At 54.4% G+C, this 15272-nt stretch carries 13 protein-coding genes; 8 read left to right on the top strand and 5 right to left on the bottom strand.

The annotated features are described in order from the left end of the window. Positions 1-20 precede the first annotated feature (20 nt). Entirely contained in the window at positions 21-1070 is a 1050-nt protein-coding gene (locus G477_RS0110640; protein ID WP_035211824.1) for an acyl-CoA dehydrogenase family protein, read from the top strand. A gap of 504 nt (positions 1071-1574) precedes the next feature. Here G477_RS0110640 and G477_RS0110635 read toward each other — a convergent pair. The 3 genes from G477_RS0110635 to G477_RS0110625 are packed head-to-tail and all read right to left on the bottom strand — an operon-like array spanning position 1575 to position 5133. Then, the gene (locus G477_RS0110635; RefSeq protein ID WP_026697936.1) at positions 1575-3455 is read right to left on the bottom strand and encodes a PTS fructose transporter subunit IIABC; all 1881 of its coding nucleotides are present in this window, start codon (positions 3453-3455) and stop codon (positions 1575-1577) included. Next, positions 3452-4378, bottom strand: a complete 927-nt coding sequence (gene pfkB / locus G477_RS0110630; protein ID WP_026697935.1) for a 1-phosphofructokinase — start codon at positions 4376-4378, stop codon at positions 3452-3454. Before pfkB ends, G477_RS0110635 begins: the two co-directional genes overlap by 4 nt. Beyond that, positions 4375-5133, bottom strand: a complete 759-nt coding sequence (locus tag G477_RS0110625) for a DeoR/GlpR family DNA-binding transcription regulator (RefSeq protein WP_035211822.1) — start codon at positions 5131-5133, stop codon at positions 4375-4377. The genes pfkB and G477_RS0110625 overlap by 4 nt, the downstream gene beginning before the upstream one ends. A 335-nt stretch (positions 5134-5468) precedes the next feature. Here G477_RS0110625 and G477_RS0110620 point away from each other — a divergent pair, with 335 nt between their 5' ends. The 5 genes from G477_RS0110620 to ytvA all read left to right on the top strand — a co-directional run bounded on the left by G477_RS0110620 (position 5469) and on the right by ytvA (position 11168). Beyond that, on the top strand, positions 5469-6632 hold the full coding sequence (locus G477_RS0110620; protein WP_026697933.1) for a galactokinase: 1164 nt from the start codon (positions 5469-5471) through the stop codon (positions 6630-6632). A gap of 20 nt (positions 6633-6652) precedes the next feature. Then, positions 6653-7657 (top strand): UDP-glucose 4-epimerase GalE, encoded by a 1005-nt coding sequence (galE, locus tag G477_RS0110615; RefSeq protein ID WP_026697932.1) that lies wholly within the window; start codon positions 6653-6655, stop codon positions 7655-7657. Beyond that, a complete protein-coding gene (locus tag G477_RS0110610) occupies positions 7654-9150 on the top strand; it encodes a UDP-glucose--hexose-1-phosphate uridylyltransferase (RefSeq protein ID WP_035211820.1) in 1497 nt (498 codons plus the stop codon). Before galE ends, G477_RS0110610 begins: the two co-directional genes overlap by 4 nt. Positions 9151-9162: 12 nt before the next feature. After that, positions 9163-10317, top strand: a complete 1155-nt coding sequence (locus tag G477_RS0110605) for an ROK family transcriptional regulator (protein WP_026697930.1) — start codon at positions 9163-9165, stop codon at positions 10315-10317. 77 nt (positions 10318-10394) lie between these two features. Then, complete coding sequence (gene ytvA / locus G477_RS0110600) at positions 10395-11168, top strand: YtvA family blue-light photoreceptor (RefSeq protein ID WP_026697929.1); 774 nt, start codon at positions 10395-10397, stop codon at positions 11166-11168. Positions 11169-11359: 191 nt separating this feature from the next. On the opposite strand, the gene G477_RS0110595 is transcribed toward ytvA, so the two are convergent. Beyond that, positions 11360-11755 carry a hypothetical protein gene (locus tag G477_RS0110595; protein ID WP_026697928.1) on the bottom strand — a complete coding sequence of 132 codons (396 nt, stop codon included), beginning with the start codon at positions 11753-11755 and terminating at the stop codon, positions 11360-11362. Positions 11756-12023: 268 nt separating this feature from the next. Here G477_RS0110595 and G477_RS0110590 point away from each other — a divergent pair, with 268 nt between their 5' ends. Next, the gene (locus tag G477_RS0110590) at positions 12024-13478 is read left to right on the top strand and encodes a catalase (RefSeq protein ID WP_026697927.1); all 1455 of its coding nucleotides are present in this window, start codon (positions 12024-12026) and stop codon (positions 13476-13478) included. Positions 13479-13761: 283 nt separating this feature from the next. Here the strand turns inward: G477_RS0110590 and G477_RS0110585 are convergent, their stop codons facing one another. After that, positions 13762-14712 (bottom strand): D-2-hydroxyacid dehydrogenase, encoded by a 951-nt coding sequence (locus G477_RS0110585; RefSeq protein WP_026697926.1) that lies wholly within the window; start codon positions 14710-14712, stop codon positions 13762-13764. A gap of 125 nt (positions 14713-14837) precedes the next feature. On the opposite strand from G477_RS0110585, the gene G477_RS0110580 reads away from it, so the two are divergent. Continuing rightward, on the top strand, positions 14838-15272 hold the full coding sequence (locus G477_RS0110580) for a MarR family winged helix-turn-helix transcriptional regulator (RefSeq protein WP_026697925.1): 435 nt from the start codon (positions 14838-14840) through the stop codon (positions 15270-15272).

Raw genomic sequence — 15272 nt, 5'->3', positions numbered from 1 at the left:
AAAAAGGGAGGATCCGGGTTATGCAGACTTTACAACAGGAGAGAACACTGGATGAACTGCTGCAGCAGGAACTGAAGCCGCTCGTACGAAAAGTGGATGAAGAAGCATACTATGCAGAATCATTTCTGCTTCAGCTCGGCCGCGATGGGTGGCTTTCCTCGGAAGGACTGACCGTCGGAGAAGCCGCTGCCCGTGAAGTGCAGGTAGTGCATGCCGTTTCTGCCAACTGCATGACGACCGGATTCAACCTTTGGTGCCACCTGGCAGCACTTACGTACGTCCGCCATACCGAGAACGAAGCACTGCGGGCGCGTTTTCTGCCAGCCCTGGAGAACGGGGAACTGCTCGGAGCGACAGGGCTGTCGAATCCGATGAAATATTACGCTGGACTGGAGAAGCTTCACTTGAATGCAGAGCGGGTGAGTGGAGGCTACGTGCTGAATGGTGCTCTGCCGGCGGTGTCCAACCTAGGGAAAGGACACTGGTTCGGTGCGATTGCGGCAGCGGGAGATGACCAGCGGATCATGGCATTTGTATCCTGTGACGCAGAAGGGGTGTCGTTGAAAGAAAAAACCGCCTACCTCGGCCTGAATGGGAGTGCGACATACGCCTGCCGCTTGCAGGACGTGTTCGTACCAGATGAGGAAATTCTCTCCGAAGATGCCGATACCTTCGTGCCGGCGATTCGCCCGTACTTTGTGACGTATCAAGTTCCGCTCGGTCTCGGCGTAACGGAAGCTGCCATTGCTTCCATGAACAAATGCCGCAGCCGGCAGCATGGCGCCAATCAGCTGCTTCCGGTGCAGCCGGAAGATCTGCAGGAACGACTGGATCAGGTGACTGCCGACTTCACACAGCAGCTGGATCAGGGCGTCACCTGGAAAGGCATGCTCGAGGTTAGACGTAAAGCGGTGTATTTAACCCTGGATGCTGTAAATGCAGCTATGATGCACACCGGAGGGCCAGCTTATCTGCAGGCCAGTCCGGATGGCCGCAGGCTGCGGGAAGCATTCTTCTTCCTGAACCTGACGCCGACAGCGAAGCATCTGGAGAAAATGCTGCAGGCCTAATAGGTGGATCCGGCTAAAATCGAAAACACGCGCTTCCAGTCATCAGGACAGAAGCGCGTGTTTATTTATGTTCAAAAAAGAACGTTCAGCGAAGCAGAGTAGACTTTTGCTCCTTTTTAGCTTGAACGGTTTACAACCGTACCCTATCTATCAAGCTCACCAAGGCAGGAGCAGTCGTCAGCGTGAGGCAGCACCTTCCCGCTCTAAAACGAGAAGCTGTTCAAATTGATGACGGCGGGCAAAGAACGGACAGGAGTCTGTGCAAAATGGTTCAGCAGCAGGTATGTCCAATCAAAAAACGCGCTTCACACCGGGGAGGTGGAAGCGCGTCGGCTTGTTCAAGTATAAGAAAGCATAAGTTCGCATACAGGGAGACGGCGGCTTCATGCGCTGCGCGGGAAGAAACAAAAACGTCTTCTTCCCTCAAAAGGCTTGCAGCGCTTCCGCACGCCGTTCCGATCAAAAGGCGCTCCGCGCTTTTGTTCTGCTGTACGTTTTTGCTGATTAGGAAGTAACTGGTTTGATGTCTTTCTTCAATACGGCCAGCAGCAGAGCAGTGACGGCAGCGCCGGCGAGAATGGCAACGATATACAGGGGCCAGTTCTCCACGAGAAGGATGACGAAAGCGCCGCCGTGAGGGGCCTCTGTTGCTGCACCGAAGATCATGGAGAGCCCGCCGGCAACGGCAGAACCTGCGATGATCGCCGGGATGACCCGGGCCGGATCGGCTGCAGCGAACGGAATCGCTCCTTCCGTGATAAAGGAGGCACCGAGCACATAGTTGGTGCGTCCGGAATCCTGTTCTTCCTTCGTGAATTTGCGCTTGAAGAACGTCGTCGCCAGTGCAATACCTAGTGGTGGTACCATACCGCCGGCCATGATGGCAGCGTGCGGTCCGAAGTTGCCTGCCTCAATCATCGCAATACCGAACGTAAAGGCGGATTTATTGATCGGTCCACCCATATCCACCGCCATCATCGCGCCGAGCAGAATGCCGAGGAAGACGATGTTTCCGGCACTCATGCCGCCGAGCCAGTCGACGAGACCGGTTTGAACCGCTGCGAGCGGTACGACGAGAAAGTACATAATGAACCCGGTTGTAAAGATACCGAACAGAGGAAGTACCAAAATCGTTTTGATTCCTTCCAGAGATGAAGGCATGAACGAGAAGGCTTTCCGAATGAGCAGGACGAGATAACCTGCAAGGAAACCGGCAATGATGCCGCCAAGGAAACCAGCGTCGCCGTTATGGGCCATTAAGCCGCCGACAGCACCAGCTGCGAAACCAGGACGGTCCGCGATGCTGTAGGCGATAAAGCCGGCGAGGATCGGTACCAGGAAGAAGAACGCATCTCCACCAATGGACGAGAGAATGGCTCCGAATGGTGTGATTTCTTCGTTAACTGGATCTTCAAAGAAGAACGAGAGGGCGATAAGAATACCACCACCGACAACGAAAGGAAGCATGTTGGAAACACCGCTCATCAAGTGCTTATAGAAACCGCTGCCTTTTTTCGATGCACCGCCCTCAGAAGAAGCCGCCTGCCCGCTCCCCTGATGAACAGGTGCTTTGCCGGCAGCTGCGTGCTTGAGCAGTTCCTTCGGCCGGCGGATCCCGGCTGTGACCGGCTCCTGGAGCATTGGCTTGCCGGAGAAACGGTCTGTTTCAATCTTCGTATCGGCTGCGATAATGACAGCATCTGCCCGGGCAATATCGTCATTGCTCAGGCGGTTTTTCACGCCGTCCGATCCGTTCGTCTCCACCTTTATTTCATAACCTAATTCTTTGGCGGCGTCTTTCAAACCGTCTGCGGCCATATACGTGTGTGCGATCCCTGTAGGACATCCGGTAACAGCGATGAAGAAAGGCCGATCCTCTGTGCCGGATTGTTCCGCAGCTTCCTGCGGGGCATCCTCTTCTGCCAGCTTTTCTTTCTCTTTCGCGTTCACCGCGTCAATGACTTCATCTGTCGAATGCGCTTGCAATAATGTCTGACGGAAATCTTCATCCATCAACAGCGTCGACAGCCGCGAGAGGGCCTGAAGGTGTGTTTCATTGGCGCCTTCACTGGCTGCGATCATGAAGAACAAATGGCTCGGCGCGCCGTCCAGCGCCTCGTACTCGACGCCTTCTACGGATCGTCCGAATACAATCGCCGGCTCCAGCACCGCGGCGGTTTTCGCATGAGGGATCGCCACCCCTTCTCCAATACCAGTGGAACTCTGTGATTCGCGGTGTTCAATCGCTTCGATAAATTCCTCTTTGCTGCGGAGCAGTCCGGCCTGGTCCAGCGAGCCGGAAAGCTCGCGGATGACGTCTGGCTTACTGCGGCCCTGCAGATCGAGGATCATCAGGTCTTTTTTGAGCAGTTCCGTTATTTTCATCCTATTTCCTCCTCTAATTTCGTCATAATCAGGTTTTTTTGAATAGCAGCCGCGGCTTCCGGACTGCCGAACCCTTCGGTGAAGGCGGTAGCGGAGCCGTAGGCAATGCCTGACAGAAACGCTTCTTCCGGTGGAAGACCTGCCGCTGATGCTGCAAGGAATCCTGCAGCCGTGGAATCCCCGGCTCCGACGGTGTTCACGACGGTGCCTTCGGGAGGAACAGCAGTCCAGGTGCTGCTGCCGTCAGTGAAAACGGAAGGATCGCCTCCTCTGGAAAGCAGGACGTGGGAAGCGCCGTCTGCAGCCGCTCGCTGGGCAAGCCGGACAGCTTCGGTCATGCCATCGATCGACTCGCCATATATAGCTGCCAGTTCCTCTTCATTCGGCTTGATCAAATAAGGACCGGCTTCCATGCCTTTGCGGAGGGCTTCGCCACTCGTATCAAGCACCGTCTGGATCCCTTTGTTCCGCGCTCTCGCAATGATGCCTGCATAGAAATCGGTGGAAAGCGTATCCGGTAGACTTCCGGATAAAACCAGGACATCGCCTGCTGGGATTTGTTCCACAGTGTTTAATACAGCTGCGGCGTCGGCTTCTGTAAAGGCCGGAGCTGCTCCATTAACTTCCGTTTCTTCTGCTGCGTGAATTTTCATGTTGATCCTCGTCGTATCATCGAGGGGGATAACGACCGGCTGATAGCCTTCGTTCTCCAGATAGCTCTGGATATAGTCACCGGTGAAACCGCCGAGACAGACGATTGTTCTCACGGGGATGCCCGCGTTTTTGAGCACCGTAGAGACGTTAATGCCTTTGCCGCCTGGCAGATACCGCTGTCGCTGCGCGCGGTTGGTCGTCCCCGGCTGAAGATCTTCCAATTCTGTGAAGTGATCAATGGAAGGATTCAATGTCAGGGTCCAGATCATAGCTCCACCGCCTTTACGATCGTATAGTCCCGCATGCGGTGAAGCAGGCTTTCGTGTTCAGCGGACATTTCCGTCAGCAGCACGGCTTCCTCGAGCCGGGCAATATGACTGAAAGACGTCTGGTCCAGCTTGGATGCATCTGCGAGGACGTACCCTTCCTGTGCTTGACGAAGGGCGAGCTGTTTGATGCTTGCTTCCTCCGGATCCGGTGTAGAGTAGCCGAAATCGGCGTCCACTCCGTTCGTGCCGAGAAAGGCTTTATCAAAGCGGTACTGCTCCAGGGCTTCCACCGCAGCGCGGCCGATAAAGGCTCTCGTTCCGCTTTTGACGTACCCACCGAGGACATAGGTTGTAAAGTCATTGTCCGCAGCAGCGGCTGCTATATTCAGCCCGTTCGTCACAATCGTGATCCGACGTGCCTGAATCCATGGAAGGATCGCAGCGGTTGATGATCCGGCATCGACGAAAATCGAATCGCCATCTTTAATCAGTCCTGCTGCCAGTCTGCCGATTGCCTGTTTGGCTTCCGTAAAAGAGAACTCTTTATCCTGGAGGGAAGGTTCGTCCGTTTTACGAGTAGGAAGCGAGGCGCCGCCGTGTATGCGTTTGATCTTTTTCTGTTTTTCGAGTTCGCTTAAATCCCGGCGGATCGTTGACTCTGAAGCGCCGGTTGCCTGCGTCAATTCGGAAAGCTTTGCTACTTTCTGGAGTTCGAGCAGCTGGAGAATGGCTTCCTGTCGTTCAAAAGTAAGCATATTCAGTCACCTTCTTTCGATGTTAACGCTATCATAACGTCAAAACAACGCAAAGTCAATCATATTTTTTCAAAATCAATCACAAACAATCAAATTCAGCTGACTTCCCTGTCTGCTGCTGAAAGGAGCTTCTAGTTTTCCTGCGGCATCGATACGGTTATTGCCGGCGTGGCGGGCTTTTATCCTGCCGCCGGTCGTTGAATCTGCAGGGGACCGCAATCCTTTAGATGCAAGAACCCCCTTTTCAAAACGGTGGTGATTCGTTACAATGTACTTAATTAAATAAATTAATTAAGAAAGTCACTGCAACGCCAACGACGCAGGGAGGGCTCATTATGGAAGAACATACATCAAAAGGATTTGAAGCTCATTACGGAATGAAGCCGGAGGCGGTTTACTTTGCACCGGGCCGGGTGAACCTGATCGGGGAACATACAGATTACAATGGAGGCTATGTGTTTCCATGTGCGCTGACCGTCGGTACCTACATGGCGGTTCGACCGAGGGAAGACCGGCAGATTCGTCTCTATTCGGACAATTTCCCGGATCGGGGAACGGTGATAGTGGATCTCGATCGTCTCGTCTATGACACAGCCGATGACTGGGCTAACTACCCGAAAGGCATGCTGGCCGTGCTCGCTGAGGCAGGATGGGGAGGAGCACACGGATTTGATGCGTTTGTTCATGGCAATATTCCAAACGGAGCGGGCCTCTCTTCCTCAGCTTCTATTGAGCTCGTTACGGGAGCAGCGTGGAAAGACCTCCATGGCCTTGATATCGACATGCTGGAGCTCGTCCGGCTGGCCCAGAAGGCAGAGAACGAGTTCATCGGGGTGAACTGCGGCATCATGGATCAGTTTGCTATTGGGATGGGCAGGCGGGATGCGGCGATGCTGCTGGACTGCGCCACCCTGGATTACAGCTATGCCCCTGTCGAACTTCGTGAGAAAAAACTCGTTATCGCCAACACGAACAAACGGCGGGGGCTGGCAGATTCCAAGTATAATGAACGGAGAGAGGAGTGCGAGCAGGCGCTCCAGGAAATACAGAAGACAAAAGACATTCAGCATCTCTGTGAGTTGACGCTCGAAGAATGGGAAGAAGCAGAAAAACAGCTGTCCGATGACACCCAGCTGCGGCGCGCCAGGCATGCCGTGACGGAGAATGCCCGGACGATCGAAGCACAAAAGCTGCTGAGCCGAGGAGACTTGGAAGGATTCGGCCAGCTGATGAACGCATCGCATGTGTCGCTCCGGGATGATTATGAAGTGACAGGGGAACATCTCGACGCACTGGCCGAGGCCGCCTGGGCCCAGGAAGGAGTGATCGGTTCGAGAATGACCGGTGCCGGCTTTGGCGGGTGTACGGTCAGCCTCGTAGAAAAGAAAGGCCTCGATGACACGCTCGATGCCATCGCAGCAGCTTATCAAAAAGCATCAGGAATCAAACCGGATTTTTATATTGTCGGTATTGGAGACGGTGCAAAACGCATCAAATAAGCAGAGGAGAGGTGGTCAACATGGCCGTATTAGTATGTGGAGGAGCCGGTTATATCGGATCGCACGGGACCGCAGCACTGCTGGAGCAGGGAGAGGAGGTCATCGTTCTGGATAACCTGCAGACGGGTCATGCAGGGGCGGTACTCGAGGGTGCTGTTTTTTATCAAGGAGACCTCCGGGACGGGAATGTCCTTGACCGGATTTTCCAAAACCACAGCGTGGATGCTGTGATGCATTTCGCTGCAGATTCCCTCGTCGGGGTGAGTATGGAGAAGCCGCTGGACTATTACAATAACAACGTCTACGGGGCGCTCTGCCTTCTGCAGAAGATGCAGGAATACGGAGTGGAACAGCTCGTCTTTTCCTCGACAGCTGCCGTTTACGGCGAACCGGAACACGTGCCGATTACCGAAGAGATGGCGACAGCACCAGGCAACCCGTACGGGGAAACAAAACTCGCGATCGAGAAGATGATGCATTGGACAGCAGAAGCGCACGACCTGCGCTATGTCGTGCTGCGTTACTTCAATGTGGCTGGTGCGCATCAGACGAAGGATATCGGAGAGGATCATCAGCCGGAAACCCACCTGATTCCTATCGTACTGCAGGCAGCCCAGGGAAAGCGCGACAGCATCAAGATTTTCGGAGAGGACTACCCGACAGAAGACGGGACGTGCGTCCGCGACTATATTCACGTGCAGGACCTGATTCAAGCTCATACGAAGGCGCTCGACTATCTGCGCGGCGGCGGTACGCCGGACTACTTCAACCTCGGGAACGGCAGCGGCTTCAGCGTCAAGCAGGTCATCGATACGGCAGAGATGGTCACCGGCCGCAGCATCCCTAAGGAAAAAGCGCCGCGCCGCGCCGGCGATCCGGCTGTGCTGGTCGCCTCGTCGAAGAAAGCAGCCGACGTGCTCGGATGGCAGCCGCAGCACCATCGTCTCGAAGACATCATCCGGGATGCATGGGAGTGGCACGAACGTTATCCCGGCGGTTATCAGGAAAAGGGGGCACAAGGATGATTGATCGTTACCTGAATGAACTGACGGCCTATGCCCGGGGAAAACAGCTGATTTCGGCAGAAGATGACATCTATTGTAAAAATCAGCTGCTCGATGTACTGGGACTGGCGGAATCACTGGAACTCCCGGGTGCTCCATCGGGGAGGTCTGCGGCATCGATCCTGGAAGATATTCTGGACTGGGCGGCAGCGGAAGGCATCATCGGCGGGACCACCACGGAACGCGATCTGCTTGATACAAAGCTGATGAGCGTCTTTGCCGAGCGGCCGTCGAATACGATCAGCCGCTTCCGGGAGGTGCAGGAGAAGCAAGGGATCGAGGCGGCGACAGCCTGGTTTTATGAATGGAACCAGGATATTCACTACATCCGCCGGGACCGGATCGCGAAAAACGAGACGTGGAAAACGGCGACTTCGTATGGTGATCTGGATATGACGATCAACCTGTCCAAACCGGAGAAAGATCCGAAAGAAATCGAAGCGGCCAAGGCCAATGCAGGGCCGTCCTATCCGCTCTGCCTGCTCTGCCGAGAAAATGTCGGGTACGCCGGCCGCCTCGACCATCCCGCAAGGCAGAACCTCCGGACGATACCGGTACAGCTGAATGAGGAAGGATGGCAGCTGCAGTTCTCCCCGTATGTCTACTACCATGAGCATGCGATCGTACTGAAAAATACGCACGACCCCATGAAGATTACCGAAGCGTCGTTCCAGCGGCTCGTCGACTTCGTACACGACTATCCTCATTACTTCATCGGGTCCAATGCAGACCTGCCGATTGTAGGCGGATCGATTCTGAGCCACGACCACTACCAGGCCGGACGTTATGAATTCCCAATGGCCCGTGCTGCAGAAGAGGGGACGCATTCGCTGCGTGCTTTCCCGGATGTGACGGCGGCCCGTCTCGTCTGGCCGATGAGCGTGCTCCGGCTCCGGAGCCAGCGTAAACAGCCGCTCGTGCAGGCCGCGGCCCATGTTCTGGCCGAATGGAAACAATTCAGTGCGCCGGACGTGGATGTGTATGCAGAGACAGATGGAACGCCTCACCATACGATCACCCCGATCGCCCGACGGAGAGGGGACGCGTACGAACTGGATCTTGTCCTGCGGAACAACCGGACGTCCGAGCAGCATCCAGCGGGCATCTTCCATCCGCATGAGCACGTCCATCACATCAAGAAGGAAAACATCGGGCTGATTGAAGTCATGGGACTTGCTGTCCTGCCGGGACGTTTGAAGCGGGAGCTGGAAATGACCGCGGAGGCTCTCATCTCAGGCAGCCTGGAAGTGCTGGAAGGAACCGAAGCCGAAAAGCACGCTCCCTGGGCAGGTCGGATTCTGGAACAGCATCCCGGCCTGCATGCAGACAATGTCATGGAGATTCTGCGGGAGGAAACGGGGCAGGTGTTTCATGACATTCTGCACCATGCAGGTGTATTTAAACGGAACGATGAGGGAAAAGCTGCGTTCCAGCAGTTTGTTGAAACCCTGTAGGAGGACAGCCGGATGAAACGAGACAGCTTTCAACGCATGAAATCCGAAAACCGCACTCGAGTGCTTCAGGTCATCCGGCGTCATGACGGCATTTCGCGGGCCGATATTGCCAAACAGACCGGGCTGACTCCGCCGACGGTCACGAATCTCGTGCAGGAGCTGCTTCAGGAGGAACTGGTGGAAGAAAGCCGGGCGGGGGATTCCAAGGGAGGGAGAAAACCGATACTCCTCACGGTTCATCCGCATTCGAGACGGATCATCGGCGTCGATGTCGGTGTCAAAAAAGTACGGACAGCAGCCGCTGATATGCACGGCCGGCTGCTGAAGCAACAAGTATCGGAACTGCCCCCCTCGTTGTCCGAAGAGCAGTTTATGGCCTTTCTTAAGGAGACGATCGAGCACTTTTTAGCTGCTTCCCCGGAAGTGCGCACGAAAGTGATCGGGGTCGGCGTCGCGATGCACGGCATTGTGAACGCAGAAAATGGGGAGGCGGTGCATGCTCCTTCCTTCGGTTTCCGCCGTATGCCCGTAAGGAAACGATTGGAAGAGGCACTGGCGATGCCCGTCTTTATCGAAAATGATGCAAAAGCGATGGCTCTGGGGGAGCACTGGTTCGGCGCAGGAAGAACAGCGGAGAGCTTCTTCTGTTTGAATCTGGGGGAAGGCATCGGAGGCGGCTTTATTTATCAAGGTGAGCTGTATCACGGCGCGGATCACCTTGCTGGAGAGGCTGGGCATGTCGTCATCGCCAAAGACGGACCGGTCTGCAGCTGCGGCGGACGTGGATGTCTGCAGGCCTTCGTTTCCGGAGGGGCGGTCCGCAGGCAGCTTCATCTGGAAGGCGCGGAGGCAGCTGATGCAGAAGGCTTGTATGAGTCGGCACGGGATGGGAGCGCAGCGAGTATCCGCCGCTGGGAGGAAATCGGAGATACGCTCGGCATCGGGCTCGTGAACGTGATCCATCTTCTCAATCCCCCGCTTGTTCTCCTCGGCGGAGGCATGGCAGGTGCTTCGGACTATTTTCTGCCCGCCCTGCGCAGCCGGCTGGAACGTCAGCTGCTGAGCGGACCCGCGGTGAACATTTCCGTGCAGCCCGGAGCACTGGGCAGAGATGCCTCGCTCATCGGCGCCTGCACCCTTGTTATCGCGGATCTCTTCACGGTATGAGGGGATTTGGCTTTTCATTCCACTGATGGTCCGATACAATATGGGTAGCAGTCGTGAAAGTGGAAAGGAGCGATGACGTGGTAACGGACCTTCAGGCGTTGAAAAACCGCGTGCTGGAAAAAACACAGCTGGTGTTTATCATCAGTGATCCAGAACAGGAAGACAACCCGATTATTTATGCCAATCAAGGCTTTACGAGCCTGACAGGATATGAAACCGAAGAGCTGATCGGACGCAACTGCCGTTTTCTGCAGGGCAGGGAGACAGATCCGAAAACGATCGATCACATCCGGGAAGCGGTAAGAAAGAAGGAAGCCGTCTCCGTGGAGATTCTAAACTACAAAAAAGATGGTACGCCGTTCTGGAACCTGCTTCATATTGATCCGATTTATCTGGAGCGGGAGGAGCAGTACTACTTTGTCGGCATCCAAAAAGATATTACAGCCTTCAAGTATCAGCAGGCCCAGATTGATCAGTACAACAAAGAAATCGAACTGCTGTCCTCGCCGGTCGTTCCGATCAAAGACGGTGTCTCCGTTCTCCCGGTCATTGGCACCATTGACGAGAAGCGGGTCAACCTGATCATTGAGCGTATTCTGCCGGAACTGGAAAAGGATGAAATCGATACGTTGATTGTCGATTTATCCGGTTTTAAGGACATCAACGAGGCGGCGACCCTCGGCATTTTTCAGCTGGGAGACCTGCTCCGGCTGAAGGGTATCCGCATGATCATCACGGGAATTACCCCGCGGATTGCGATGGCAACACGCGGACTCGATATCAATCTGTCCTCGCTGCAGACGTACGGATCCGTCAAGCAGGCGGTAAAGGCGCTGGAGAATGGCGAATGACCCGGCAGGACCATCTGCTTCATAACAAAAGCCCCTCACCAGGATTGTGGTGAGGGGCTTTTGTATTACCGGCTCCTGCTGCAGAATGGCGCCGTCTATGTCGGCTGTGCGGGAAGAAGGAAGAACCCTGTTTTCCCTCGAAAAGCGCGTAGTACGCGCCGTTCCGATCAAAAGACGCTCCGCGTTTTTGGTCAGCCGACGTGGTCTTCTGATGGCGTTTTGATGGTAATAATAACAAAAAGCAGATAGCTGACGATCAACACCGTACCGCTGATGATGTAAAACAAAAGGTTGAACAGTTCCGGCGTCGGGAACGGCTCAAGAAAGAAAAAGTACATCCCGGCACAGAGGCCGATGGTACCAATCAGCCCGGTCCAGACTTGCACCGCCGTCATGATGGAACGGGGAGGCTGATACACTTTATAAAAGATGGACCAGGCAAAGAGGGAGAGCCAGCCGGCGACGAGAATATGGGCGTGGATCGGACGGAGCGCGGGAGAGCCCGCACCTGCCATATGACCGCCCATCACGGTACCGACCAGACCGAAAACAGCGGCGCTGACGAGCAGCAGTTTACTGTAGGACATCGTATTACCTCGCTTTTTAACAGAGTGAAAAACAATCGTTCTTATGGAACTCGGACGGCGGCGTCTGCTCTGCTTCCATACATGCGCCGTTCCGGACAACCGCGCGTAACGCTGTGGTTTCTTCCGCCAAGTATCAGTATAGCAGAGCAGGCAGGAAACCAAAAATGAAGATCTGGTGAAAACAGGTTTACATATAGATAAGAATGGTTATCAATAGTGGTAAAGGCAGTATCAGGAAAAACTGTCCTTACTAAAAGGAGGTACATAGATGAAAAGGAAGCTGACGACCAATCAAGGTGTGCCGATTCATGACAATCAGAACTCCCGGACAGCCGGTCAAAACGGACCAATGCTGCTCGAAGACTATCAGATGCTCGAAAAACTGGCTCATTTCGACCGCGAAAAAGTACCGGAGCGCGTGGTGCACGCCCGAGGATTCGGCGCACACGGAACTTTCAAAACCGCAAAAAGCATGAAGCGGTACACGAAAGCCCATTTTCTCCAGGAGGAAGGACGGGAAACCCCGGTTTTTGCCCGTTTCTCGACGGTAATCCACGGGCATCATTCACCTGAAACTCTGCGGGATCCGCGCGGCTTTTCAGTCAAGTTCTATACGGAAGAGGGCAACTATGATTTTGTCGGCAACAATCTCCCAGTCTTCTTTATTAGAGATACCATCAAATTCCCGGATGTGATTCATTCCCTGAAGCCGGATCCGCGGACCAACATTCAGGACCCGGACCGCCTGTTTGATTTCATGGCGCATTCGCCGGAATCGACGAACATGCTCATGCATTTGTTTTCCGATGAAGGAATCCCGAGAAGCTACCGCACGATCCGTGGATCGAGCGTGCATGCGTTCAAATGGGTGAACGCTCACGGCAATTACGTGTACGTAAAAATGCGCTGGGTGCCGAAAGAGGGCATTCAGAACTTGTCGGAGGAAGAAGCTGCCGAGATGCAGGGGAAAGATTTCAACCATGCAACGGTGGATACCTACCAGGCCATTGAAGAAGGCAATTATCCGGAATGGGATCTCTACGTGCAGTTTCTGCAGCCGGAAGACTTGGATGAGTTCGACTTCAACCCGCTCGATGCAACGAAGGACTGGTTTGAGGAGGACTTCCCTTATCATCACGTCGGCACGATGACACTGCATCAAAACGTCGACAACGTCTTTGCAGAAACGGAATCTGTCGGGTTCAACCCCGGCGTTCTCGTGCCGGGCATTGAACCGTCTGAGGATAAAATGCTGCAGGGGCGACTGTTCTCCTATTCGGATACGCAGCGCTACCGGATCGGCACCAATTATCTGCAGCTCCCGATCAACTGCCCTTTCGCGAAAGTAGATAACAATCAGCGGGACGGTGCCATGCCCGTCAACCAGCAGACAGACCGTATCAACTACGAGCCGAACGGCTACGAAGACCATCCGGCCGAAGTAGATGAGGAGGACTTCCGCTATCCGGTCGGTGGGCAGGCCGGACGACAGCCGATTGAGAAAACGGCGGAATTTCTGCAGCTGCAGAGAGTCTGGGACAATTTCACGAAAGAAGAACAGGACGCACTCGTGAAAAACCTGACAAACAACATGGACGGGATTCACGAACAGACTCTGCTTCTGATGATCTGCAACTTCTACCGGGGCTGCGAAGAACTCGGCAAGCGGCTTGCTGCGAACTTCAATGTCGATATTGAACAGTACCTGCAGGAGATGAAATAAAGAAAACCGTCTCTGCAGCGCGTCAAAGGGGAAGCGAGACCGGTTCATATAGAAAGAGTGGCTCTCTGAGAGGGCCACTCTTTTTATAGGTATAAGAGTGTATGCGTTCTCATACAGGGCGACGACTCCGAGAGGATCCGCGCCGTCTGAAAATCCCTTCTTCCCCGGGAGAGGGGAAGAAGGACGTGAAGACAAGCCCTGCGGGAAGCCCGGCGCGGCAGGCACAGCGCCTTATTTCGGTACGTATTCTTTCACGCTTACTTTGATGTCATCAGCCTTCGTTTTAATAGCCGGCGTCAAAGGAAACCCGGTTGATCCCGGGTTCTTTGTTCTCGAGCCAGCTTTTCAAGTTCGGCAGAAAGATCTGTTCCAGCACCCGGTCGTGATAGTAACGGGTGGAGCCGGCAGTGTGAGGAGTCATCATCACCTGTTCCATCTGCCAGAACGGATGATCTTCGGGCAGCGGCTCCTGTTCAAACACATCAAGGCCTGCGCCGGCAATGGTCCCTGCTTCGAGTGCTTCGATCAAATCCTTTTCCACGACGGTGCTTCCGCGGCCAATATTGACAAAAAAAGCATCCGCCTTCATCCGTTCGAACGTGTTCTTATCGAACCAATCCATGGTCTCGTTCGTGAGAGGGAGGGTGTTGACGACAACGTCTGCTTCCGCTATTCGTTCAGCCGCTTCCTGCAGCGTCAACACTTCAGACGCGTAGGGGGAGGATTTTCCGCTGCGGCGGACACCAATCACGTTCATGCGGAAGGCATCGCCGATCCGGGCCGTTTCTTCTCCTACGGCTCCAAGACCGAACAGCATCATCGTTTTTCCGTGCAGTTCATCGTTCAGGCCGGCATGATGCCACTGCTGCAGCTGCTGTTGGCGGACGTAGCTGCCGAGTTTTCTCGTCCAGCCGAGAAGAAACATGAAAATGGTTTCGGAAATGGGATAAGCATGCACACCATTGGCGCTGGTTACCATCCACCCTTTCGCTTCATACCGGTCGAGCGGCAGGTGATCGACCCCGGCACTCCATGTCTGAATCCACTGAAGAGGGGCATCCTCGGGAAGCAGTGCTTCCATCTGCGGCTTCCAACCGGCAATCACCTCCGCTTCATGAATCTCTTTCTCCCAGTGTTCCTGGTCCCGTCCTGTAATAATGCGGTGGTCCGGGGCTGCTTCCTGCAATGTCTTTTTCCACGAATCATCAATATTCTGTGCAACAATAATGGTCATCCAAATGCCTCCTTTTCTTCAGTGTAAAGAAAGAAGGGGCGAAGTACCACCAGGAACCTATTGACGATATATTTCGATTGGCGTAATATTAGGGAGCGAAGTAATAAGGACGGAGTGACATAATCATGGAGGAACGTACGCTGGATGACCGAATCGGGGCACAGCTCGGCATGACTGCCCACCTGATGGAAAACCATGTTAATAAAACACTGGCTGCGCACGGATTGACGAATGCGCAGCTGAGAGTGCTTTTCCTGCTGCAGCGCTACGGGGAACAGACGCAGAAGCAGCTGCAGGAAAGGCTGCATATCCAGGCTTCCACGATGAACGGGCTGACTGCTTCTCTAGAGAAGCGGGAACTTATTATCAAACAGGCAGGAAAAAAGGATCGACGAAGCAGCTGGGTACGATTGACTGGGGAAGGAAGTGCGAAAGAGGCCGCGCTCTGGAGAGAAACCGAGCAGCTGGAGGAGCATTTGACAGATGGACTGGACGATGCAGAAAGAAAGCAGCTGCTGTCTGCGCTTCAGCGAATGCAGCAGAAGCTGAAGGAGGGGTAG

It is taken from the genome of Alkalicoccus chagannorensis DSM 18086, assembly GCF_000429725.1.
In the GTDB taxonomy this organism is placed as follows: Bacteria; Bacillota; Bacilli; order Bacillales; family Salisediminibacteriaceae; genus Alkalicoccus; species Alkalicoccus chagannorensis.
Note: the sequence above shows the minus strand (reverse complement) of the source record. Positions and strands in the feature narration are given on the sequence as shown.